This window comes from Aeromonas sp. sia0103, from assembly GCF_963895295.1.
GTDB lineage: Bacteria > Pseudomonadota > Gammaproteobacteria > Enterobacterales > Aeromonadaceae > Aeromonas > Aeromonas encheleia.
The window spans coordinates 96652-120573 of record NZ_CAWQKG010000033.1; the positions used below are offsets into that span (position 1 = coordinate 96652).

Annotated in this window: 24 protein-coding genes; 16 read left to right on the forward strand and 8 right to left on the reverse strand. The window is 61.4% G+C overall.

All coding sequences use genetic code 11. From position 1 onward, the window contains the following. Positions 1-39: 39 nt before the first annotated feature. Both AACW18_RS11735 and pepN read right to left on the reverse strand, forming a co-directional pair. Positions 40-261 carry a DUF2835 family protein gene (locus AACW18_RS11735; protein WP_218388744.1) on the reverse strand — a complete coding sequence of 74 codons (222 nt, stop codon included), beginning with the start codon at positions 259-261 and terminating at the stop codon, positions 40-42. A 108-nt stretch (positions 262-369) separates the two neighbouring features. Next, the gene (gene pepN, locus AACW18_RS11740; protein WP_218388745.1) at positions 370-2994 is read right to left on the reverse strand and encodes an aminopeptidase N; all 2625 of its coding nucleotides are present in this window, start codon (positions 2992-2994) and stop codon (positions 370-372) included. 173 nt (positions 2995-3167) lie between these two features. On the opposite strand from pepN, the gene AACW18_RS11745 reads away from it, so the two are divergent. Continuing rightward, positions 3168-4130, forward strand: a complete 963-nt coding sequence (locus AACW18_RS11745) for an IS1595 family transposase (RefSeq protein WP_218388746.1) — start codon at positions 3168-3170, stop codon at positions 4128-4130. Positions 4131-4187: 57 nt separating this feature from the next. Here AACW18_RS11745 and prc read toward each other — a convergent pair whose 3' ends face one another. From prc to AACW18_RS11765, 4 genes are all read right to left on the reverse strand, one after another. After that, on the reverse strand, positions 4188-6203 hold the full coding sequence (gene prc / locus AACW18_RS11750; RefSeq protein WP_042653791.1) for a carboxy terminal-processing peptidase: 2016 nt from the start codon (positions 6201-6203) through the stop codon (positions 4188-4190). Between the two features lie 8 nt (positions 6204-6211). After that, positions 6212-6850 (reverse strand): RNA chaperone ProQ, encoded by a 639-nt coding sequence (gene proQ, locus AACW18_RS11755; RefSeq protein ID WP_042653792.1) that lies wholly within the window; start codon positions 6848-6850, stop codon positions 6212-6214. A gap of 102 nt (positions 6851-6952) precedes the next feature. Continuing rightward, on the reverse strand, positions 6953-7411 hold the full coding sequence (locus AACW18_RS11760; RefSeq protein ID WP_218329271.1) for a GAF domain-containing protein: 459 nt from the start codon (positions 7409-7411) through the stop codon (positions 6953-6955). 111 nt (positions 7412-7522) lie between these two features. Further along, positions 7523-7981, reverse strand: a complete 459-nt coding sequence (locus tag AACW18_RS11765; RefSeq protein ID WP_218388747.1) for a hypothetical protein — start codon at positions 7979-7981, stop codon at positions 7523-7525. A gap of 287 nt (positions 7982-8268) precedes the next feature. Between AACW18_RS11765 and ccoN the strand changes: the two genes are divergently transcribed. The 11 genes from ccoN to ttcA all read left to right on the forward strand — a co-directional run bounded on the left by ccoN (position 8269) and on the right by ttcA (position 18337). Beyond that, entirely contained in the window at positions 8269-9693 is a 1425-nt protein-coding gene (ccoN, locus tag AACW18_RS11770; RefSeq protein ID WP_042653795.1) for a cytochrome-c oxidase, cbb3-type subunit I, read from the forward strand. 16 nt (positions 9694-9709) lie between these two features. Beyond that, on the forward strand, positions 9710-10324 hold the full coding sequence (ccoO, locus tag AACW18_RS11775; RefSeq protein WP_042653796.1) for a cytochrome-c oxidase, cbb3-type subunit II: 615 nt from the start codon (positions 9710-9712) through the stop codon (positions 10322-10324). Positions 10325-10335: 11 nt separating this feature from the next. Further along, positions 10336-10515, forward strand: coding sequence for a CcoQ/FixQ family Cbb3-type cytochrome c oxidase assembly chaperone (locus AACW18_RS11780; protein WP_042076232.1), 180 nt, complete (start codon positions 10336-10338; stop codon positions 10513-10515). Further along, positions 10515-11492, forward strand: a complete 978-nt coding sequence (gene ccoP, locus AACW18_RS11785; RefSeq protein ID WP_218388748.1) for a cytochrome-c oxidase, cbb3-type subunit III — start codon at positions 10515-10517, stop codon at positions 11490-11492. The genes AACW18_RS11780 and ccoP overlap by 1 nt, the downstream gene beginning before the upstream one ends. A gap of 125 nt (positions 11493-11617) precedes the next feature. Continuing rightward, complete coding sequence (locus tag AACW18_RS11790; protein WP_218388749.1) at positions 11618-12106, forward strand: FixH family protein; 489 nt, start codon at positions 11618-11620, stop codon at positions 12104-12106. Positions 12107-12109: 3 nt separating this feature from the next. Continuing rightward, complete coding sequence (locus AACW18_RS11795; RefSeq protein ID WP_218388750.1) at positions 12110-14500, forward strand: heavy metal translocating P-type ATPase; 2391 nt, start codon at positions 12110-12112, stop codon at positions 14498-14500. A gap of 91 nt (positions 14501-14591) precedes the next feature. Further along, positions 14592-14780 (forward strand): cbb3-type cytochrome oxidase assembly protein CcoS, encoded by a 189-nt coding sequence (gene ccoS / locus AACW18_RS11800; protein WP_218388751.1) that lies wholly within the window; start codon positions 14592-14594, stop codon positions 14778-14780. Next, positions 14764-15450, forward strand: a complete 687-nt coding sequence (locus tag AACW18_RS11805) for a sulfite exporter TauE/SafE family protein (protein ID WP_218388752.1) — start codon at positions 14764-14766, stop codon at positions 15448-15450. The genes ccoS and AACW18_RS11805 overlap by 17 nt, the downstream gene beginning before the upstream one ends. A 68-nt stretch (positions 15451-15518) precedes the next feature. Next, on the forward strand, positions 15519-16274 hold the full coding sequence (locus AACW18_RS11810; RefSeq protein ID WP_042653802.1) for an FNR family transcription factor: 756 nt from the start codon (positions 15519-15521) through the stop codon (positions 16272-16274). 139 nt (positions 16275-16413) lie between these two features. Beyond that, the gene (gene uspE, locus AACW18_RS11815; protein WP_218329278.1) at positions 16414-17361 is read left to right on the forward strand and encodes a universal stress protein UspE; all 948 of its coding nucleotides are present in this window, start codon (positions 16414-16416) and stop codon (positions 17359-17361) included. Between the two features lie 67 nt (positions 17362-17428). Further along, positions 17429-18337, forward strand: a complete 909-nt coding sequence (gene ttcA / locus AACW18_RS11820) for a tRNA 2-thiocytidine(32) synthetase TtcA (protein ID WP_218291392.1) — start codon at positions 17429-17431, stop codon at positions 18335-18337. A gap of 83 nt (positions 18338-18420) precedes the next feature. Here ttcA and AACW18_RS11825 read toward each other — a convergent pair whose 3' ends face one another. Together AACW18_RS11825 and AACW18_RS11830 are read right to left on the reverse strand one after the other, a co-directional pair. Further along, on the reverse strand, positions 18421-19086 hold the full coding sequence (locus AACW18_RS11825) for a DUF2987 domain-containing protein (RefSeq protein ID WP_218388753.1): 666 nt from the start codon (positions 19084-19086) through the stop codon (positions 18421-18423). Positions 19087-19102: 16 nt separating this feature from the next. After that, positions 19103-19855 carry a hypothetical protein gene (locus AACW18_RS11830; RefSeq protein ID WP_042653806.1) on the reverse strand — a complete coding sequence of 251 codons (753 nt, stop codon included), beginning with the start codon at positions 19853-19855 and terminating at the stop codon, positions 19103-19105. 303 nt (positions 19856-20158) lie between these two features. Between AACW18_RS11830 and AACW18_RS11835 the strand changes: the two genes are divergently transcribed. The 4 genes from AACW18_RS11835 to rbsC all read left to right on the forward strand — a co-directional run bounded on the left by AACW18_RS11835 (position 20159) and on the right by rbsC (position 23908). Further along, complete coding sequence (locus tag AACW18_RS11835; RefSeq protein WP_218388754.1) at positions 20159-20776, forward strand: glutathione S-transferase family protein; 618 nt, start codon at positions 20159-20161, stop codon at positions 20774-20776. 208 nt (positions 20777-20984) lie between these two features. After that, a complete protein-coding gene (gene rbsD / locus AACW18_RS11840; RefSeq protein ID WP_218388755.1) occupies positions 20985-21404 on the forward strand; it encodes a D-ribose pyranase in 420 nt (139 codons plus the stop codon). Positions 21405-21422: 18 nt separating this feature from the next. Beyond that, positions 21423-22946 (forward strand): ribose ABC transporter ATP-binding protein RbsA, encoded by a 1524-nt coding sequence (rbsA, locus tag AACW18_RS11845; RefSeq protein ID WP_218388756.1) that lies wholly within the window; start codon positions 21423-21425, stop codon positions 22944-22946. Then, positions 22943-23908, forward strand: a complete 966-nt coding sequence (gene rbsC, locus AACW18_RS11850) for a ribose ABC transporter permease (protein WP_025327024.1) — start codon at positions 22943-22945, stop codon at positions 23906-23908. Before rbsA ends, rbsC begins: the two co-directional genes overlap by 4 nt. Positions 23909-23922 lie beyond the last annotated feature (14 nt).

Below are 23922 nucleotides of genomic sequence, written 5' to 3' on the forward strand. Positions count from 1 at the left end.
TTAAAGCAGATAATTACTCGGGAATCTGTTCTGTTTTTGTTAATTTATGCGTTCCAGGCTGATGAAGCGATGATCGTCCTGGGTTTTCAGCCGAAAGTAGCCGTATACGCCAGTGGTTGCGACAAAACTCCGAATTTTTTCCAGCCCGAGCTCTATGGTCAACCCCTGCTCGGTGCGTACCACCAGCCGCCTGGCATGGCCCTGATACATCAGCAGGATCTCCTCGCAGCTCAATGCCAGTCGAAAGGTATATTGCCTCACCTTGTTGGTTCCTCCTCTCTCTATATGCACGTCATGAATGGGTCTGCCCGACCCGAACGAGAGGGCAGGAGAGCCTGGCTCCCCTGCCCTCTGCTCAACCAGGCGAGATTACTGCTGCAGCGCCTTGCTCACCTTCTCGAACAGATCCCGCGCCAGCCCGTCCAGCTTGAACAGTCGGAGCAGCTCGGCCCGGATCAGCCCCTTGCGCACCTCGTCCAGCCGCTTGAACTGGATCAACGGGGTGATCAGGCGGGAGGCCACCTGGGGGTTGACCTCGTTGAGCTCGATCAGCAGATCGGTCAGGAAGCGATAGCCGCTGCCGTCGATGGCGTGGAACTGCACCTGATTGTTCATGGCGAAGCTGCCCACCAGGGCACGCAGCCGGTTCGGGTTGCGAATGCTGAAGGTGGGATGGCCCATTGCCTGACGCACCTCGATCAGCACATCGCTCGCCGGCTTGCTGCCGACCAGGCGCAGCCAGTTGTCCAGCACCAGACTATCCTGGGCCCACTTGCCCTCAAAATCGGCCAGCAGTTCGGCGCGGCACGGCAGCAGATGGCCATTGGCCACCTGCAACGCCATCAGGGTGTCGGTCATGTTGTCGGCCTGGGCGTATTGCTCGCGCACCAGGGCATCGGTGCCCTCACTGTCGAGCGCCGCCAGATAACCCAGCACCACCCCTTTGAGGGCGCGCTTGGCCATATCGGCATGCACCACCCGATAGCCTTGCAGGCGCAGTCCCTCGTAGTTGGCGGCCAGTCTCGCACCGAACGCCTGTGCCAGGGCGCGGTGGATGGCATCACGGACCCGGTGGATGGCATCGATGTCGGCGACCTCGAACAGCTCGGCCAGGGTCGCCTCCCCCGGCAGGGCCAAAATCTCGGCCTTGAGCGCCGGATCCAGTTCCGCCTCGTCCAGGATGGCGACGAAGGCCGCCAGCAGGGTCGCGGAGAGCTCTACATCCAGGCCCTGTTGCACCCAGGCCACCCCTGCGATCACCGCCTTGTTGACCAGCATCTGGGCGGCGTCCCAACGGGCGAACTCGTTGCGCGCGAAGCGCATCAGGAAGGCCAGCGCCTCGTCGCTGTACTCATAGTGCAGCTTGACCGGGGCGGAGAAGTCCCGCAGCAGGGAGATGACCGGCTTGACCGGCACCCGATCGAAGACGAAGGTCTGCTCCGCCTCCAGCACATCGAGCACCTGGCCGATGGCCTGGCCCTGATACTGCAGCGGGATCACGGCCCCGTTTTCGTCATACAGCTCGATGTCGAGGGGAATGTGCAGCGGCAGCTTCTGCGGCTGATCCTGGGTCGGCGGCGTGTGCTGGCGCACGTGCAGGCGGTAGATACCGGTGGCGGCATCGTACTCGTCCGTCACGGTGAGCTCTGGGGTGCCGGACTGGCTGTACCAGCGACGGAAGCGGCCGAGGTCTCGGCCTCCGGCATCTTCCATCGCCTGCACGAAGTCATCGCAGGTGACTGCCTGGCCGTCGTGGCGCTCGAAATAGAGCCGCATGCCGGCCTGGAAATTATCCTCACCCAGCAGGGTGTGCAGCATGCGGATCACTTCAGAGCCCTTCTCGTAGACGGTCAGGGTATAGAAGTTGTTCATCTCGATCACCACATCCGGGCGGATGGGGTGCGCCATGGGGCCGGCGTCTTCGGCAAACTGCGGGCCGCGCACGGTGCGCACATTGTTGATGCGATTGACCCCGCGCGAGCCCAGATCGGAGGAGAACTCCTGATCCCGGAACACCGTCAGCCCCTCTTTCAGGCTGAGCTGGAACCAGTCGCGGCAGGTGACGCGGTTGCCGGTCCAGTTGTGGAAATACTCGTGGCCTATGACCCGCTCGATGCCGTGGTAATCGGCGTCGGTGGCGGTCGCCGGGTTGGCCAGCACGAACTTGGAGTTGAAGATGTTCAGCCCCTTGTTCTCCATGGCACCCATGTTGAAGAAGTCCACCGCGACGATCATATAGATGTCGAGATCGTATTCGAGGCCGAAGCGCTGCTCGTCCCAGCGCATGGAGTTGATCAGGCTCTCCATGGCGAAACCGGCTCTGTCCAGGTTGCCCTTGTCGACGAAGATCTCGAGCGCCACCTCGCGGCCGCTCCTGGTGCGGTAGCTGCTGCGCTCCACATCGAAGTCACCGGCCACCAGGGCGAACAGGTAGCTGGGCTTGGGGAAGGGATCCTGCCACTGCACGAAGTGACGGCCCCCGTCCAGATCGCCGCTCTCGACCTTGTTGCCATTGGAGAGCAGGAAGGGATACTTGGCCTTGTCGGCGCTGATGCGGGTGCTGTAACGCGCCAGTATGTCGGGGCGGTCCAGATAATAGGTGATGCTGCGGAAACCCTCGGCCTCGCACTGGGTGCAGTAGGCGTCGCCGGACTTGTAGAGTCCCTCCAGCGCCGTATTGGCGGCGGGATCCAGATCGGTGACTAGGGTCAGCACGCATTCGGCCGGCAGGTTGAACAGCGTCAGACTGCTCTCCCCCTGCTCGTACTGAGTGAACGGAATACCATCCACGCTGATGCTCCGCAGGACGAGTCCCTCGCCGTCCAGCACCAGCGGCGCCTTGTGCTCACCGTTGCGACGCAGACGGGAGATGGCTGTGACACGGGTCAGGGGCTCCTGCAACTGGAAGTCGAGATCGATGCTGTCGATCCAGTAGAGCGGCGCCTGGTAATCCTGGCGATATTTGGCCGTCATGGCCTGGGAGTGATCGGTCATTATTGTGTGCTTCCACGCTTTGTTATTGACGTGTCAGAGGCTGTCATAACGGATCGGCAGGGTCAAATGGTTTGCATTCCACTGGCTAACCGAGGCCAAAAAGAAAGGCGCTGTCCCAATTACGTGTTGAAAGGCTAACCTTGAAGTAGGTCATCACCCTGAGGGCCGTCATCATGGACACCCAAGCCTTTCAGCATCTACTGTCTCTCTTCCCACAGCTCACCTTGCGCCAGCGTCGTCTCGCGCAGCATGAACTCACGGCCCCCCATCCCATCACCTCGCTGGCCGCTCAACTTCCTGCTTGCCGATGTTGCCCCCACTGTCAGGCCGAGGCCGCGCAATTGGCCCCCTGGGGCTGGAGCCGAGGGCTGCGCCGTTATCGCTGCAAACAGTGTCAGCGCACCAGTTCCGCCCTCACCAAGACGCCCATGGCCAGACTGCGCAAGGCCCAGTGCTGGGAGGACTACGCCCAGGCACTCATCGAAGGGCTTACCGTCCGACATGCCGCCCTCCGCTGCGGGGTCTGCAAAAACACCGCCTTCTTGTGGCGTCATCGTTTCCTGAAGGCCATGGCGAGCCATCAGGCGGTATGGGAAGAGGGTATCGTCGAGGTCGATGAAACCTTCTTCCTAGAGTCGTTAAAAGGACAACGTGGATTGCCCCGTCCGGCCCGTCGCCGTGGTGGCAAAGGCCGCACTCGTGGCACAGGGCCGGATTACATCCCAGCGATGGTGGTGCAGGACAGAGCTGGCCATCTGGCTGACTTTCAGCTGGAGCGGCTGGATGCCAGGACCGTCAGGACGGTGCTGCAGCCGCTAGTCGCGCCGGATGCGGTGCTCTGCAGCGATGGTGCTGGGGTGTATGCCAGTTTCAGCAAGTCGCAGGGCATGACCCACCAAGTGGTGCACAACCGTGCGGGAGAGCGAGTGGTGGGGGCGTATCACATCCAGCATGTGAATGGTTACCACCGGCGGTTGAAGGAGTGGATGGAGCGGTTTCATGGGGTAGCGACCCACTATCTGAGGAATTATCTGGGCTGGCGTAGGATGCTGGAACGTTATGGGCAGGAAGTGGATGTCCCACATTGCTTGCATGAGGCGCTGGGGCGCCCCATGCAACACGTAATTGGGACATAGCCAAAAAGAAAGGGCGACCGAAGTCGCCCTTGTCAGTTCGCATAGCTGCGTGTTCGATCAGCTTTTCTTGCTCAGGCGAGCCAGATCCGCCGTGATGTTCGCGGCTTCGATCTGGTACTCGTCAGGTGCCTCGAAATCGGTCGGCAGTGCATCCAGGCTCTTCACCGTCGGCTTGCCAAGACGGGTCAGTCGCTCATTGGCTCGCACCAGCGCCTTCTCGTCCTGCTTGGCCTGCTCGGCCAACCGCTCGGCTTCGTTCAGGGAGACCGACTTCTTGTCCTTGTCCTCCTGATACTCCTTGATGTCCTGCATCACGTAGGCAAATTCCGGATCCTTGTTGATCCGCGCCTCGTGATCGCTCTTCAGCCTGGAGAGCAGGCTGGAGAAGTCACCCAACTTGCCATAACTGGCCGAGGCAATCTTGTCCCAGGGCAGCGCATTGAACTCGCGGCTCTCCCCCGTCTCCTCCGGTGACACGGCGGTGGGGAAGCTGATGTCCGGGGCGACACCCTTGTTCTGGGTGCTGCCACCGTTGATCCGGTAGAACTTGGCGATGGTGTACTGCACATGACCCAGCGGCTGCTCGTAGAAGTCGTAGACCTTGGCCAGGCTGCGATGCTGCTGCACCGTGCCCTTGCCGAACGAGTTTTCACCCAGGATCAGGGCGCGACCATAGTCCTGCATGGCGGCGGCGAAGATCTCGGAGGCCGAGGCGCTGTAGCGATCGATCATCACCGACATGGGGCCGCCGTAGTAGACATTGCCGTCATCATCGCCATTGACGGTGATGCGGCCCATGTGATCACGGATCTGCACCACGGGCCCGCTGGCGAAGAACAGGCCGCTCAGGGCCGAGGCCTCGGTCAGCGCACCGCCGCCGTTGCCACGCAGATCGACGATGAGGCCATCGATCTTCTGCTTGTTGAGGCTGGAGAGCTCCTTGATGACGTCGTCATGCAGATTGACGTAGAAGCTCGGGACCTCGAGTATCCCTATCTTCTTGCCTTCCGCATTGATCACCTTGGACTTGGCGGCCCTGTCTTCCAGGCGCACCTTGTCACGGGTCAGCTCGATCAGCTCGGTCTTGGCGGTTGCGCCCTTGCCGCGCTGGATCTCCAGCTTCACCTTGCTGCCTTTGGGACCCTTGATGAGTTCGACCACGTCATCCAGACGCCAGCCGATCACATCGACAATCTTGCCATCGTCCTGCCCGACCCCGGTGATCTTGTCATCGGGTTTGAGGTGGTTGGACTTGGCGGCCGGGCCACCGGGCACCAGGGAGCGGATGACGGTGAAGTCATCCTCCGCCTGCAGCACGGCACCTATGCCTTCCAGCGAGAGGTTCATCTCGGTGTTGAAGCGATCGGCACTGCGCGGCGAGAGGTAGCTGGTGTGGGGCTCGATGGCCCGGGCGAAGGAGTTCATGAAGAGCTGGAACACGTCCTCGCTCTCGGTCTGGGACATCCGCTTGATGGCGTTGTTGTAACGCTTGCCAAGCAACTCCTTGATCTCGGGCCACTCCTTGCCGCTGAGCTTGAGGCTCAGGGCATCGAACTTGACCCGTTGACGCCACAACTCGTTGAGCTCGGCCTCGTCCTTGGGCCAGGCCGCCCCTTCCCGATCGAAGATGTAATTGTCGGGCTGGGTGAAATCGAAGGGAGTGTCGAGCAGTTTAAGGGCGTATTCGAACCGCTCATAACGCCGCTGCTGACTCAGGTTGAACATCTCGTAGGCAGGAGCCAGCCGTCCTCTTTCGAGATCGGTGTCAAAACCGGTACGGTACTTTTCAAAGCGGCTGATGTCAGAGGCCAAAAACAGGTTGCGGCTGTAGTCCAGATTCTCCAGATACTTGTCAAAGATCACGGAGGAAAAGGCATCGTCCAGCTTGAACTGTTTGTAATGGGAGCGGGTAAACAGATTGGCAATTCGCTTGCTGGCCGTAGCATGTTGGCTCTCTTGAGCCAACACAGGCAAATCACTTTCCTTGAGCACCGGCTCGATGGCCTGTGCAAGCCCGGCAAGCGCCAGGCTACAGGCAACGAGGGAAAAACGAATTACGCCATGCTTCAACATTTGTCTCCTTAGAGAACCAGATGCTCGAACTTGACCCGCAACATCATGCCGGTCTGCAATTGAACCTGTACGTCGTCCTTGGTCACTTCCTTGATGGTGGCCGGGACGGGGTTCTTGCCCAGCACGACGCGCACGCCCTGGTCCACTTTCAGCGTCGCGGCATCGACTTTCACCAGCGGAGCTTCGGCAACGGGAGCGGCCTTGGGGGCGGCTTTCGGTTTGTCGGAACGGGCGGCATCGGCTTTGCGTGGCGCGGGACGGCGCGGCTGCTTCGGCTTGTCTTCCTTTTCCTTGGTATTGGTGCGGCGGCTGGCAAAGACACGCTCTTTGCTCTCTTTCAGCGCCTGTTTGGCATGTTCGATGTGCTCTTCGGTCAGCAGCTCACCGGGGTTGCCGTCCAGATCGACACGGGCCTGGCCAGCCTTGAGGCCATGCAGGTAACGCCAGCTGGAGGTGTATTGACGCAGAGCAGAGCGCAGCATGGTCTTGGAGACTCTGTCGTCATCAGCAAGGCGCGCGGCCAGATCCTGGAAGATGCCAATCTTGAGTGGCTTGGCCTCTCCTTCAGCGATGAAGCAGGCCGGGAATTTCTCGACCAGGTAGGCAACGATCTCTTTACTGTTCTTCAGCTTTTCAGTGTTTTCCATGTATAACCTTGGCTTTCATATAGACGCACGGGCCATGCCCGAACACAACAAAGGCCCTATTATAGAGAGCTTGGGGCCTTTTGCGAACCATCTAGCAATGACTTAGAGCATGCTTTCCAAAATTTGCACCGTTTCTTCGAGGCCAATTCGGTCCTCCTGGTCAAAACGGTTAAAAATCGGACTGTCCACATCCAGGACCCCGATGATGTCACCGCCACGGCGCAGCGGGATCACGATCTCCGAGTTGCTGGCGCCATCGCAGGCGATATGGCCGACGAACTGGTGTACGTCGTCCACCAGCTGAGTCTTGCCCTCGGCCACGGCGGTGCCACAGACCCCTCGCCCGACCGGAATGCGCACGCAGGCCGGCTTGCCCTGGAAGGGCCCCAACACCAGGGTGTCACCTTGCAGCAGATAGAAGCCGACCCAGTTGATGTCAGCCAGCTCCTGATTAAGCAGCGCGGACAGGTTGGCCAGGTTGGCGATGAGGTCCGGCTCTCCCTCCAGCAATGCCTGGACCTGCTGGTTCAGGGTGCGATAAAATGCTTGTTTTTCAATCATGATTAAATGAACTTCACTCCTTGATAATCAGTGCAAGGTACCGTCCTGACTGAAAAATTCAAATCAAATTTCACTCGGCCCCCCTGCTTTTACCCAAACGGGCCAGCACCATCAACGGGGAACGGAGAGCGCCAGCTGCTGGCGCTGGCCATTGCTCCACTCGATATTGAGCAGCCAGACCATGGTCGCCGAGGTGCAGGAACCCACCTGGGCTTTCCCCTGCCAACCGCCATCGCTGGCCTCAAATTGCACCGGGATCCGGCCCATGAACATCTCCTTCCCCTCCAGCCAGGCCTTGACCGGGGTGATGGCCGCATCTCCCCCCTGAAGGCGCAAAACAAAGTCATGTTCGGCCTGCACCGGCGCCCCCTCGACGCTGACCGTCAACGGCTTGTTGCCGATGAGACCGTCGCACGGGCTGTGGGTCAGATCACAAATCTGATCATTTCCTGCCTGCGGCAGCGCCGTCTGCGGGCCCGAAAACCAGGTCCGATACGCCATCAATGAGAGCAAAATGGCAAGGACAATCGTCAAGTGCCCGATTTTGCGTGAAGTGAGTCTCTCTTTCATGAAAAAACAGCCTTGTAAGGTACTTTGAAAATACGATTTTCGTGATCTCGCGCAAGGTAAAAACTGGCAAACACGAGACCCGTCAGAGCCAAATATATCACTGTTTGTACTGTTATTTTACCGGTCAGTTCAGTATCATTCTCAATGAATTTTCATTTAACCACCTTTTGCTTTTCCTTTTATTAACAGATGTTAACGAGAGGGATTTCGCAGATTTGGGGTGAAAATGGTCCTGGTCACCGGACAAAAAAATCAAACAACAGCAGCATCGGAAGCGGAATACAACGATGAGCCATACAACAAACCATCCTGAGTACAACTACACCGTTGTGCGCCAGTTCACCGTCATGACAATTGTCTGGGGAATTGTCGGTATGTCGGTTGGTGTACTGATTGCAGCCCAGTTGATCTGGCCTGCCCTCAACTTTGACACTCCCTGGCTGACTTACAGCCGATTACGCCCCCTGCACACCAACGCGGTCATCTTCGCGTTTGGCTGTAGCGCCCTGATGGCCACCTCCTTCTATGTGGTGCAACGCACCTGCCAAACCAGACTGTTCGGCGGCCCGCTGGCCTCCTTCGTGTTCTGGGGCTGGCAGGCCATCATCCTCGCCGCCGCCATCTCACTGCCGCTGGGATACACCACCTCCAAGGAGTACGCCGAGCTGGAGTGGCCCATCGACATCGCCATCGCCGTGGTCTGGGTGAGTTACGCCATCGTCTTCTTCGGCACCCTGGCCAAGCGCACCACCTCCCACATCTATGTGGCGAACTGGTTCTTTGGCGCCTTCATCATCACGGTTGCCGTGCTGCACATCGTCAACAACATGGAAGTGCCGCTTTCCGGCATGAAGTCCTACTCCATGTATTCCGGTGCCATGGATGCCATGGTGCAGTGGTGGTATGGCCACAACGCGGTCGGCTTCCTGTTGACGGCTGGCTTCCTCGGCATGATGTACTACTTCGTGCCCAAACAGGCGGGACGCCCGGTCTACTCCTACCGTCTCTCCATAGTGCACTTCTGGGCGCTGATCTCCCTCTATATCTGGGCCGGTCCGCACCACCTGCACTACACCGCGCTGCCCGACTGGGCCCAGTCGCTGGGCATGGTGATGTCCCTGATCCTGTTCGTGCCCTCCTGGGGCGGCATGATCAACGGCATCATGACCCTGTCTGGTGCCTGGCACAAACTGCGCTATGACCCCATCCTGCGCTTCCTGATCGTGTCCCTGTCGTTCTACGGCATGTCCACCTTCGAAGGCCCCATGATGGCGATCAAGACGGTCAACGCCCTCTCCCACTACACCGACTGGACCATAGGTCACGTCCACTCCGGCGCGCTGGGCTGGGTTGCCATGGTATCCATCGGCGCCGTGTATCACCTGATCCCGAACCTGTTCGAGCAGGGCCGCATGTACAGCATTCGCCTGATCAACGTTCACTTCTGGCTGGCGACCGTGGGTACCGTGCTCTACATCGTCTCCATGTGGATTTCCGGTGTGATGCAAGGCCTGATGTGGCGTGCGGTCAACGACGACGGCACCCTGACCTACAGCTTCGTGGAAGCGCTGCAGGCCTCTTATCCCTTCTACTTCGTGCGCTTCCTGGGTGGCTGCTTCTTCGTCACCGGCATGTTGCTGATGGCCTACAACGCCTATCGCACCATCACTGCGCCCAAGGGTTCCCTGGAACCTGTCGCACAGCCAGCATGATTGAAGAGGTCAAAGCATGAGCAACAAAAATCGTCACGAGATCTTTGAAAAGAGCGTACCCATGCTGGTGGTCGGCATCATCTTTGCCATCAGTTTGGGGGGCCTGGTCGAAATCACCCCGCTGTTCTTCCAGAAGCAGACCACGGAGCCGGTGGAGGGCCTCAAGCCCTACACCGCCCTGCAGATGGAAGGGCGCGACATCTTCATCCGCGAAGGCTGCACCGTCTGCCACAGCCAGATGATCCGTCCGTTCCGCGCCGAGACCGAGCGTTACGGCCACTACTCGGTCGCCGGCGAGAGCGTGTGGGAGCACCCCTTCCTGTGGGGCTCCAAGCGTACCGGTCCGGATCTTGCCCGGGTCGGCGGTCGCTATTCCGATGACTGGCATCGCGCTCACCTGATCAACCCGCGCGACGTGGTGCCCGAGTCCAACATGCCCTCCTTCCCCTGGCTGGAGACCAACGTCCTGACCGGCGAGTTGACCGGCAAGAAGCTGGCGCTGTTCCGGGACAACTTCGGCGTGCCTTATACCGATGAGGACATCAAGGGGGCGAGCGATGCCGTGAAGGGCAAGACCGAGCTGGATGCCCTGGTGGCCTATCTGCAATCACTGGGTCATGCCCTGAAATAAGGAGTAGGGATATGGATTACGGCACATTTCGCGGCCTCTACACCCTGCTGTTGATGGCCATCATGATCGGCATCATCGTCTGGGCTTACAGCAAGCGCCGCAAGGCCTCCTTCGACGAGGCTGCCAACCTGGTTTTTGCCGACGACGAGCAACCCAGTGCTGATAACAAGAACGCAGGAGCGAAGCAATAATGAGCACTTTGTTTAGCATTTTTGTGACCGTCATCAGTTTGGGCACCATCTTGGGCTGCTTCCTGCTGCTGATGTGGTGCATGAAGGACAAGATGGGGTCCGAAGAGGGCAAGCCCATGGGGCACACCTTCGACGGCATCGAGGAGATCAACAACCCGCTGCCGAAGTGGTGGTCCTACATGTTCCTCTTCTTCATCGTCACCGGCCTCATCTACCTGCTCGCCTTCCCGGGCCTCGGCAACTGGAAGGGCCTGCTGGGCTGGCAGAGCTCCAACCAGGACATCCGCTCCCTGGCGGACTCCAAGGCCGCGGTGGCCTCCGCCAAGGCGGAAGGGCGCGCGGTCGAGTATGACCGTGAGCTGGTCAAGGCCGACGAAGTCTATGGCGCCAAGTTCCGCGAGCTGGCCTATCTGGCCGACGGCAAGAGCTATCGCCCCATCGAGGAGGTCGCTGCCGATCCGGAAGCGCGCAAGGTGGGTCAGCGTCTGTTCCTGCAGAACTGCTCCCAGTGCCATGGCTCCGATGCCCGTGGCGGTCGCGGCTTCCCGAACCTGACCGACAGCGAATGGCAATGGGGCGGTCAACCGGATCAGATCAAGACCACCATCATGGGCGGTCGTCAGGGCATCATGGCGGCCTGGGGCGAGATCCTGGGTCAGGATGGGGTCAAGGAGGTCGCCTCCTATGTGCTGAGCCTGTCCGGCCGCAAGGTCGATCTGGTCGAAGCCAAGAAGGGGGAAGCCCGTTTCGCCATGTGCGCCGCCTGTCACGGCCCGGATGCCAAGGGCGGTATCGCCTTCGGGGCACCGGATCTGACCAACAACACCTGGTTGTACGGCGGCTCCCGTCAGGTGGTGGAGCAGACCATCACCCACGGGCGTCACGGCGTGATGCCTGCCTGGAAGGATATCCTGGGGGAAGACAAGGTCCATCTGCTGGCATCCTACGTCTATAGCTTGTCCCACAACGACAAGTAAAATAAGCAGTAACATGTGATAAGCACGTGATTACTCAGCAAAAAGCCTCGACTCTTCGAGGCTTTTTGTTATCTTGTGTTGGCTAAAATCCCTCTATTTTGTTAATCATAGGTTTCGGTAGCACTATGACTCAACCCTGGTATCGCCAATTCTGGCCCTGGTTCATCATCGCCCTCCCCTGCGCCGCCGTCGTCGGCAGCATCGCCACTGCCATCATCGCCAGCAAGGACGGGGTCAACCTGGTGGCCGAAGACTATTACAAGCAGGGCAAGGAGATTAATCAGGACCTCAGCAAGTTTGATCGCGCCGAGGCCCTCCACATCCGCATGACCCTAGCGGTCAACGGCAACGAGCTGACCTTGAAACCCCTCGCCGGCGATATCCCGCCCGGGCAGGCGCTGCGCCTCTCCCTGTTCCATCCGACCCTGGCCGGCATGGACAGCGAGCACCTGGTGACGGCCGACGGCAATGGCGTCTATCGCCTGCTGTTCGACAAGGCCCCCACCGGCAAGTGGCACATCCGGGTCGATGCCTTCGACCACGAGTGGCGCCTGCAGGAGACGGTACAGCTGCCGACCAAGGCCCCCATCGAACTCGATCCCAAGGGACGCTAAGCCATGACGGGTTGCTTCCACTGCGGTGAGCCGGTGCACACTGGCAGCAGCTATGCACTCGAGATCAAGGGCATAGTGCAACCCATGTGCTGCCCCGGCTGCCAGGCCGTGGCCCAAACCATTCTCGAATGCGGTCTCGCCAGTTACTACGAACACCGCACCGCCCCCGGCATCAAGGGGGAGTTGGTGCCCAGCGAACTGGCCGCCCTCAGCCACTACGATCTGGCCGAGGTGCAGCAGGATTTCGTCACCGACAGCGGCACGGGCAGCCAGCGCGAGATCCAGCTCAGCGTGGAAGGGCTGACCTGCGCCGCCTGCGCCTGGCTGATCGAGCGCCACCTGACCCGACTCAACGGCCTGCACTACGTCAACGTCAACACCACCACCCACAGGGCCCGCATCAAGTGGGATCCGGCGCGGCTCTCCCTGAGTGACATCCTCAAGGGCTTCGCCAAGATCGGCTATCGCGCCTACCCCTTCCAGACTCACAGCCAAGAGGCGCTCTACGCCCGCGAGGTGCGCAGCTACATGTTCCGCATGGCGCTGGCCGGCCTCGGCTCCATGCAGGTGATGATGTGCGCCGTGGCGCTCTACATGGATCTCTTCATCAGCGTCGAGGAGGAGTTCATGATCTACTTCAAGTGGATCAGCCTCTTGCTCTCGACCCCCATCATGATCTACTCGGCCCAGCCGTTCTATGTGGGCGCCTGGCGCAGCCTGAAGCAGGGCCACCTCTCCATGGACGTGTCGGTGTCGCTGGCGCTGATCGGTGCCTTCGTCGCCTCCATCTGGGCCACGGTATTCAATACGGGTGAGGTCTATTACGACTCCATCACCATGTTTGTCTTCTTCCTGCTGCTGGGGCGCCTGCTCGAGCTGCGGGCCAGGCGCAAGGCGTCGGAGTCGAGCTCCAACCTGGCGCGGCTGGTGCCCATCATGGCGACCCGCATCGACGAGGATGGCGAGCACGACGTGGCCGCCAAGACGCTGCAAGTCGGGGACAGAGTGCGGGTGCTGGCGGGGGCCACATTGCCCGCCGATGGCATCATCGCCGAGGGGCGCGCCAGCCTCAACGAAGCCATGCTGACCGGCGAGCAGTTGCCCCTGCTCAAACGACCGGGGGATCCCGTCTATGCCGGCACCATCAACACGGATGCGCCGCTCGAGATCCGGGTCAGCCACCCCATCGCGGAGTCACGCCTGGCCCAGATCATGCGGCTGCAGGACAGCGCCCTGGATGACAAGCCGGCCATCGCCCAGCTGGCCGATGTGCTCTCCCGTCACTTCATCCTGGTGCTGCTGCTCATCGCCGCCGGGGTCTGGACCTACTGGCACTTCCATCAGCCGGAGCAGGCGTTCTGGATCACGCTGGCGGTGCTGGTAGCCACCTGCCCCTGCGCCCTGTCGCTGGCCACCCCGACCGCGCTCACCTCGGCCACCGCCCACCTCACTCGCACCGGCATACTGCTGCGCCGCGGCCACGTGCTGGACGTGCTGACTCGCGCCAACCGGGTGGTGATGGACAAGACGGGTACCCTGACCACCGGCAACATCAGCCTGACCGGCACCCAGGCACTGGCCGAGCTGAGTGAGGCCCAGTGCCTCGCCATCGCCCAGGCGCTCGAGGCCTACTCCGAGCACCCCATCGCCCGCGCCTTCAGGGGCTCGGCCGCCGAAGCTGCCGCACCGTTGCCGGCGAGCGAGGTGCTCCCCGTCATAGGCCACGGCATTCAAGGAACGGTCGCCGGCACCCGCTATCGCATCGGCAGCGCCCGCTGGCTCGGGCTGGCTGAGGAGCAGAGCGCGGCGCAGGGGCTGGCCATCTATCTGGCCGACGACTCCCGCCTGCTGGCCCGCTTCAGCCTGGCGGATACATTGCGCCCAGATGCCAGGGCGCTGATCCAGGCCTTCAAGGCCGCCGGGCTGCACACCACCATACTCACCGGGGACGGCTCGGCCGAGGCCGACGCGATCGCCGGTGAGCTGGGGGTGGATGAGCTGGTGAAAGGGGTGACGCCGGATGGCAAGCTGAGCTATCTCAAGGCGCGAGAAGCCGCGGGCGACATCAGCATCATGGTGGGGGATGGCATCAACGATGCTCCTGTGCTGGCCGGCGCCCACGCCTCCTTCGCCATGGCGGGTGGCACGGATCTGGCCAAGAACAGCGCCGATGCCATACTGCTGGCCGATGATCTCTCCCGCCTGCTGACGGCCCGCACCCTGGCGCTGCGCACCCGCAAGATCATCAAGGAGAACTTCGCCTGGTCCATCGGCTACAACCTGTTGGTGCTGCCGCTGGCGGCCAGCGGCTGGTTGCCCCCCTATCTGGCGGCTGCGGGCATGTCCCTTAGCTCGCTCATAGTAGTGACCAACTCCATGCGCCTGAACCGTTGAGGCTCAGGCGCCAGGGCCACTTGCCGCGATGACAGGGGTCTGCCGGCCTCAACTGGTTTATCATGACCCCTCCCACAGCAAGGCTCGCATCATGAACATCATCTTCGTCCTCATCCCCATCGCCATCCTGTTCGTCATCATCGCGGGGGGCGTCTTCTTCTGGGCCATTCGTTCGGAGCAGTTCGAGGATCTGGATCGCCAGGGCTCCAACATCCTGTTTGACGAGGAGCAACCCACCGCCAAGGGCGAGGACCCGCAACGCGATGACAAACAGCCTTGATCTGATGGGGGCCCTGCTGGTGGGGCTGGCAGGCTCTGGCCACTGCATCGCCATGTGCGGCGGCGTCTCGGCCGCTCTCTCCATGGCGATCCCGCCCGACAAGCAGCACTTCTGGGGACGGCTCGGCTACCTGCTCAACTACAACCTGGGGCGGATCCTCAGCTATGTGATCGCGGGCGCCCTGGTCGGCGGATTGCTCGCCACCACCGGCGAGCTCGGGGCCGGCAAGCATGCCATCGCCGGCTTGCGGCTGGTGGCGGCGCTGCTGATGGTAGCCCTCGGCCTCTATCTGGCCGGCTGGTGGCAGGGCATACTGCTGCTCGAGCGTCTCGGCGCTCGGCTCTGGCCCCACATCAGGCCGCTGGCGGGCAAGTTCCTCCCCTTCCATTCGGCCCTGCAGGCCCTCCCCTTTGGCATGGTGTGGGGCTGGCTGCCCTGCGGTCTGGTCTACTCCATGCTGACCTGGAGTGCGGCGGCCGGCTCCGCCAGCGGCGGGGCCTTGCTCATGTTCTGCTTCGGCATCGGCACCCTGCCGACGCTGTTTGCATTGGGCGGTCTGGCGGACAGGTTACGTTACTGGCTGACCCTGCGCAGCCTGCGCGTCGGAGGGGCTCTGCTGCTCATCCTGTATGGACTGCATACCCTCTGGATCGGCAGTGCATCCTTTTGAAACCCTATCCAAAACGGATGAGTTGATGGTAAACTTGTTTGATATAAATCAATTATTCATATGAGCCTATGATCCCGGACAAGAAACCTGGCAGACGTATTCAGAGCGGTGGCTGTGCAATTCATTGCCAGGATTGCAGCATCAGCCAGCTCTGCATCCCCTTCACCCTGAACGACAACGAGCTCGATCAGCTGGACAGCATCATCGAGCGCAAGAAGCCGATCCAGAAGGGCGAGGAGCTGTTCAAGGCCGGTGATGAGCTGAAGTCGCTCTACGCCATCCGCTCCGGGACCATCAAGTCATACACCATTACCGAGCAGGGGGACGAGCAAATCACCGCCTTCCACCTGGCCGGCGATCTGGTTGGCTTCGACGCCATCCACAAGCAGGCTCACCCCTCCTTCGCCCAGGCGCTGGAAACTGCCATGGTGTGCGAGATCCCGTTCGACGTGCTCGATGATCTCTCCGGCAAGATGCCCAAGCTGCGTCAGCAGATCATGCGGCTGATGAGCAACGAGATCATGGGGGATCAGGAGATGATCCTGCTGCTCTCCAAGAAGAACGCCGAAGAGCGCCTCGCCGCTTTCCTGCACAACCTGTCGGTACGCTTCTCCGAGCGTGGCTTCTCCGCCAAGGAGTTCCGTCTCTCCATGACCCGCGGCGACATCGGCAACTACCTCGGCCTCACCGTCGAGACCATCAGCCGTCTGCTCGGCCGCTTCCAGAAGTCCGGCCTCATCAGCGTCAAGGGCAAGTACATCACGGTGCTGGATCATGTGGCACTCGGTGTCATGGCTGGCGCCACCCGCCCCGCCTGCGGCTGATCACACCCGCCTCTTCCCCCTATTGCCGGATCGGTTCGCCCTGAAATTTGATCCGGCACAGTTCCCCACCTCTCCCCTTGGACTAAGCTGTAAAGGCTAAAGAGTTGCCATCATTGGCGTTTTTGCCAAGGAGGAGAACATGGTCAAGTACCGAAATATTCTGGTGGTGATCAACCCGGAAGAGGAGCGCCAGATCGCGCTCGAACGGGCGGTCAAGATCGCCGAGCTGGACGAGGGCGCCCAGCTGACCCTGTTGCTGACCATCTACGACTTCTCATACGAGATGACGGCCATGCTGTCGGTGGATGAGCGGGAAGAGATGCGCCATGGGGTCATCTCGCAGCGCCGGGAATGGCTCGATGACATACTGCAGCCCTACCGTGCCAAGGGGGTCGAGTGCGAGGTCAAGGTGGTGTGGCACAACCGCCCCTTCGAATGCGTGATCCAGACAGTGCTGGCACAGCGCCACGATCTGGTGGTCAAGGCGACCCACCATCACTCCTTCCTGCAGACCTTCATCTTCACCCCGACCGACTGGCACCTGCTGCGCAAGTGTCCCTGCCCCGTCCTGCTGGTCAAGGAGGGTCATTGGCAACGAGGCGGCAACATCATTGCCGCCATCAACTGCTCAAGCGATGATCTGGAGCAGAAGGTGCTCAATGAGCGCATCACCCGCGAGGGAGCCGCCATCGCCGATCTGCTCGGCTCCAACCTCTATCTGGTCAATACCTACCCGGGCACCCCGGTCAATGTGGCCATAGAGCTGCCCGAATTCGATCCCAACGCCTATAACGACGCCATCCGCAAGCACCACGAGGATCTGCTGCGCGAGCATGCGGATCAGTTCGGCATCGGCCACATGTGGACCAAGGTGGCAGAGGGGCTGCCGGAAGAGGTGCTGCCCGACATGGCCGACGATCTCAAGGCAACCCTGATGATCATGGGCTGCGTCGGCCGTACCGGCCTCTCCGCCGCGCTGCTTGGCAACACCGCCGAGCACGTGGTGGATCGGCTCAACTGCGACATCCTGATCCTCAAACCGGACGATTACAGCTGTCCGGTGGACGACAGGCGTCATCCGGCATAAGCGTTTCTTGCCCTCCCCCGGGACATGGCTATAATAAGCCGCTTATTTTTGTCCCGGGTTTGAGGCCATGCACGAAGAGCTTAACGCCAAAGAGAAATACAGTTTCAACAAGCTGCAGAAGCGCCTGCGGCGCAACGTGGGTCAGGCCATCGCCGACTTCAACATGATTGAAGAGGGTGACAAGATCATGGTGTGCCTGTCTGGCGGCAAGGACAGCTTCGCCATGCTCGACATCCTGATGAGCCTGAAGGCGAGCGCCCCCATCCATTTCGATCTCGTGGCCGTCAACCTGGATCAGAAGCAACCCGGCTTCCCCGAGCACGTGCTGCCAGAGTACCTGGCCGCCCTCGGCGTCGACTTCAAGATCGTCGAGGAAGACACCTACTCCATCGTCAAGGACAAGGTACCGGAAGGCAAGACCACCTGCGCCCTCTGCTCCCGCCTGCGTCGCGGTATTCTCTACCGCAGCGCCCTGGAGCTGGGTTGCACCAAGATTGCCCTCGGCCATCACCGCGATGACATCCTCGAGACCCTGTTCCTCAACATGTTCTACGGTGGCAAGCTCAAGTCCATGCCCCCCAAGCTGGTGAGTGACGATGGCAAGAACGTGGTGATCCGCCCGCTGGCCTACTGCAAGGAGAAGGACCTGGTGCGCTACGCCGAGGTCAAGGCCTTCCCCATCATCCCGTGCAACCTGTGCGGCTCTCAGGAGAACCTGCAGCGCAAGGCCATCAAGCAGATGATGCAGGATTGGGATCGCCGCTTCCCTGGCCGCATAGAGACCATGTTTACCGCCATTCAGGACGTGATCCCGAGCCACCTGCTCGATCACAAGCTGTTTGACTTCAAGAGCATCAACCGCGATTCCGGCATCATCGACGGCGGCGACAAGGCATTCGATCCGCCCGAGCTGCCGACCGCCCCCCTGCTGAACATCGACGAGATGGACGTGCTGGATGTGATAGAGGTGCGCTAAGTACCGCCTTCCCTGCACCGCACATAGAAAAAAGGAGCGCCTGGCGCTCCTTTTTTATGGATTCTATTCATGGCGGGCCCTGATCAACCCTTGTGCAGCCAGGGGGTCAGTCGCAGGATCTCCCCCTGCAGCTGCAATTTGCCCGTCGCAAAGTCGGCGAGCAGTGCATTGTCGAGCAACAACTGGCCATCTCGCCAGGGCAGCGCCTGCTGACGGTCGCCATCGATGAGATAGGCGGTGCCGCTCGGCTGTGCCAGGCTCACCCTTACCCCTTCCATCCCCGGCAGGAAGTACTTGCCGATCATGCCCGCCAGCTTGTCCAGCAACGCCTGCATGTCCTGCTGACGCCCCAACAGCTCGCTCACCTCGAACGCCCCCGCAGGTGCATCCGCCATCACCTGCACCGACAGATCGCAGCTGGCGTGCGGCTCGGTCAGCGCCACCACTACGGTGGCCTTGTCCAGGTTGAGATCGTCGTCATAGGGCAGGCGCAGTTCGCCGTCCACCGTCACCTCGGCAGTCACCTCCCTATCCTGGGTGCTGACCCGCGCCGCGCTCAAGCCACAGCGCTGGCCCGTCTGCGGATCGGTCAGATAAAAGCCGAGTCTCGCCTGGCCAAACTCCCCCTTGGCGAAGGTCTTCATCTGGCTGTAGAAGGTTGAGTACTGCAGATCCAGCGAGGGCTGCGCCAGCCCAAGGGTCGGCAGTAGCAGCAAGCTTGCCGCCATGCCATGTCGAACCAGCTTCATATGCCGTCCTTTTGCATCATGCGTTGAAATGATCGGGGCCCTCTTTGCTTGCGCTCTCCCCTACCTCGGTCACCTCGACGGCGACCCCGCACAGATCCCGGTAGAGGATCCCCTTGCAGTTGAAATAGAGGGGGGCCACCCAGATAAGTCCCAGCCCCATGGGGATCAGGGCGAGGAAGAACAGCGCCAGCATGACACCGTGCAGCAGCACTATGCTGGGCCAGCCACGGGCAAACAGCTTGAGCGAGACCAGGATGGCCTGGGCCGGCGGCAGGCCGCGCTCCAGCACCAGGGGAACGGTGAACACCAACCCCATGCCCACCAGCGCAGAGGGAATGAACGCCAGCATCACCGGCAGCCCCACCAGTTCGAACAGCGGGCCAAACAGGCTGGTGATCAGGCTGCCCAGCAGACTCAGGCTACCGAGGCGCAGGAAGTGGCGAAAGAAGTCGAACACCTGGTTCGGGCGCGCTCGCACCCCGACCGACTGTTGCAGCCCCAGCATGTCGAGGGCAGAGGTCATGGGGGACATCATGACGGTGATGAGCAGGCTCAACACCAGCGCCATGTCCATGTCACCTTCCCGGCTGAGATAGGGGGCCAGCAGGGTGTTGCTCAGCAGGATCCAGATCGCCATGACGCCGGCGATGGCCAGCGACAGGCCAAAGCCGGTGCGCCTGGTCTGTTGCCAGCCCTCCTTCACCACCCCTTGCAGGTCCAGACGATATCCCTGGCTGAGGGATTGTTCGAGGGTTCCACCGATCCGCATTTTATTACTCAATTGACTGTCCAACATCGAAAGCGACTGATCCAAGGTGGCACATTATAGCGATTTGACCGGGCATGCGTAGCCGTTTTTCCTGTTATCTGTTGTTCATAAAGCCATTGATTTTGTTGGCCGGCGCCCGGCTAGGCCGCGATGGCAAGCGGGTGTCAGGCCGGCCCGGCGCCAGCGATCACGACAGCCGGCTTGGCCCATGCCCGTCATGGGCGTAGGATGCCCAAGACCCATTTGATCGCCGGCGACTCGCCCTCGGGTACAGGCCGGCGATCGCACACAAGGAGACCCGCAATGTCCGAACTGACGCTCTATCTCGCCCCCGGCACCTGTGCCATGGCGGTACGCATCGCCCTGGTGGAAGCCGGTGCCCCGCACCAGATCAAGCGCCTCGATCTCGCCGCCGGGGAGCAACGCACCCCCGCCTACCTTGCCATCAATCCCAAGGGGCGGGTGCCGGCCCTGGTGACGGAGCGCGGCGTGCTGACCGAAACCCCGGCCCTGCTGCTCTACGTGGCCCAGCGTTTTCCCGATGCGGGGCTCGCCCCCCTGGACGATCCCTTCCTGCTGGCCAGGATGCAGGAGGTGCACAGCTTCCTCGCCTCGACGGTGCACGTCTCCCATGCCCATGGCCGCCGCGGCAGCCGCTGGGCCGATGACGAGCACGCCATCGCCGCCATGAAGGCCAGGATGCCCCAGAACATGCGCGAGGGTTTTGCCGAAATAGAGCACCACTATCTGGCCGGTCCCTGGGTATTGGGGGAGCTTTTCAGCCTGGCCGACATATACCTGTTCGTGGTGGCCAGCTGGCTCGAGAGTGACGGGGTCGCCATCGACGAGTTTCCCAAGGTGGCGGCCCATACCAGGCGTATGCTGGCGCGCCCCGCCGTGCAACAGGCCCTCCTCCTCTGACCCTTTCTTTCCGTGGTACGGGTGCTCTTCTGGCACCCGTTTTTCCCTCCTACGGCCTGATCACTGAGATCGTTTTCACATTTTCGTCATCTGTTCCTAGACCCCTTAACGGTTAGCGCCTATCTTTCGCCTCAACGACGCAACCGGTTGCGTAACCGGTTGCCCAGATAAATATCGACATGCGGTCCCCATGCCGCCGAGGTGTTGTATGAAACGAGGCAAGCTGCTCAATGCTCCCCTGAGTGCCCTGGTGGCACAGATGGGCCACACCGACGAGATCACCATCTGCGATGCGGGCCTGCCCATTCCGACGGGGCCTGAGCGCATCGATCTGGCGCTGATGGCGGGCACTCCCAGCCTGGACACAGTGCTGACCGCCCTGCTCACCGATCTGGTGGTGGAGAAGGTGATCATGGCGAGCGAGATAAAACTGATCAGCCCGGATACCCATCAGGCGCTGGTTGCGCAGCTAGAGGCCCACGCCTTGGCTCAGGGCAAGCCCATCACCATCGAATACTGCCAGCACGAGGCGTTCAAGACCCGCTCCCGCCAGAGCAAGGCGATCGTGCGCAGCGGCGAGGTGACTCCCTACGCCAACCTGATCCTCTGCGCCGGTGTGGCGTTTTAAGCCTTGAAGGAATCAGCCATGAGTACAATCCCCTCACCCATTCTGGAGCTCACCGGGATCGTCAAGACCTTCCCCGGTGTCCGCGCCCTAGACGAAGCAGGTCTGCGAGTCTATCCGGGCCAGGTGATGGCCCTGCTCGGTGAAAATGGCGCCGGCAAATCCACCCTGATGAAGGTGCTGACCGGCATCTATCAGGCCGATGCGGGCACCGTCAGCTATCGCGGCCAGCCGGTTCACTTCAAGGGGCCGCGCGACTCCCAGGATCAGGGGATCAGCATCATCCACCAGGAGCTGAACCTGCTGCCGGAGTTGTCGATTGCTGCCAACATCTTCCTCGGCCGCGAGCCGCGCACCCGCTTTGGCAACATAGATCACAAGCAGTTGCGTGAGCGGGCCAGCGGCCTGCTGGCCCGTCTCGGGGTCAAGCACGGACCGGACACCCGGCTCGGGGATCTCTCCATTGGCGAGCAGCAGATGGTGGAGATCGCCAAGGCGCTGTCGTTCGATGCCAGCGTCATCATCATGGACGAGCCCACCGATGCCCTGACCGACACCGAGACGGAGCAGCTGTTCGTGGTCATCCGCGAGCTGCGCGAGCAGGGTTGCGGCATCGTCTACATCTCCCACCGTCTCAAGGAGATCTTCCAGATCTGCGACAGCGTCACAGTGCTGCGGGACGGCAAGTGGATCGGCGAGCAGGCGGTGAGCGAGCTGGACGAAGACAGGATCATCGAGATGATGGTGGGTCGCCGGCTGGAGGAGCAATATCCGCGCCTCGTGCGCGAGCTCGGTCCCGTCAGCCTGCAGGTGAAAGATCTGGCCGGTCCCGGCGTGCGCGGGGTGAGCTTCTCCCTGCGCCAGGGGGAGATCCTCGGCTTCAGCGGCCTGATGGGCTCTGGCCGTACCGAGCTGATGAAGCTCATCTATGGCGCCAGCCCCATCAGCAGTGGCGCTGTCGAGGTCGATGGCAAGGTGCTGGTACCGCGCACCCCGGCTGACGGTCTGGCCGCCGGCATCGCCTATATCTCCGAGGATCGCAAGGGAGACGGCCTGGTGCTGGAGCTCTCGGTGCGTGAAAACATGAGCCTCTGCGCCCTCGGCGAGTTCATCAGTCACGGCAAGATTGACGGCAAGGCCGAGCGCCAGGCGGTGAGCGACTATGTGCGCCTGTTCAACATCAAGACCCCGAGTCAGGATCAGCTGATAAAGCTGCTCTCAGGTGGCAACCAGCAGAAGGTGGCCATCGCCAAGGGGCTGCTGACAAGGCCCAAGGTACTGATCCTGGACGAGCCGACCCGCGGCGTCGACGTGGGGGCCAAGAAGGAGATCTACCAGCTCATCAACCAGTTCAAGAAGGAGGGGATGAGCATCATCCTGGTCTCCTCCGAGATGCCGGAAGTGCTCGGCATGAGTGATCGCATCCTGGTGATGCACGAAGGGCGCATCAGCGCAGAGTTCAACACCCGCGAGGCCAATCAGGAGAAACTGATGGCGGCGGCAGTCGGCAAACAGTGGCAAGCAGAGCAAGAGGCAGCACAATGACAACCCAAACCCTTCCCCGCCGTGGCGTCATGAGCAAGGCCTGGTGGATCGAGAACAAATCCCTGGTGGCGCTGCTGGTGCTGATCGGCGTGGTCTCCTTCCTGAGCCCCAACTTCTTCACCGCCGACAACCTGCTCAACATACTGCGCCAGACCTCGGTCAACGCCATCATGGCGGTCGGCATGACGCTGGTCATCCTCACCGCCGGCATCGATCTGTCGGTCGGCTCCGTGCTGGCCCTGTGCGGCGCCCTGGCGGCGACCATGGTGGCCATGGAGCTGCCGATCTGGCTGGTGGTGCCCCTCACCCTGGGGGCCGGTGCCCTGCTTGGCGGCGTCAGCGGTCTCATCATCGCCAAGGGCAAGGTGCAGGCCTTCATCGCCACCCTGGTGACCATGACGGCCCTGCGCGGCGTGACCATGGTCTACACCGAGGGGCGTCCCATCTCCACCGGCTTCAGCGACGGCGCCGATCACTTCGCCTGGCTGGGTACCGGCTACCTGTTCGGCCTGCCTGTGCCCATCTGGCTGATGGCCATCGTCTTCCTGCTGGCCTGGTACCTACTCAACCACACCCGCCTCGGCCGTTACATCTACGCCCTCGGCGGCAACGAGTCGGCCACCCGCCTCTCCGGCATCAACGTGGCCAGGGTCAAGCTCGCGGTCTACGGCCTGTGCGGCATGCTGTCGGCCCTGGCCGGCCTCATCGTCACCTCCCGCCTGTCATCGGCCCAGCCGACCGCCGGCATGGGGTATGAGCTGGATGCCATCGCCGCCGTGGTGCTGGGGGGTACCAGCCTGATGGGGGGCAAGGGCCGCATCATGGGGACCCTGATCGGGGCCCTCATCATCGGCTTCCTCAACAACGCCCTCAACCTGCTCGACGTCTCGTCCTATTACCAGATGATTGCCAAGGCCAGCGTGATCCTGCTCGCCGTGATGATCGATAACAAAAGCAAGTAATGCACACACAAGGA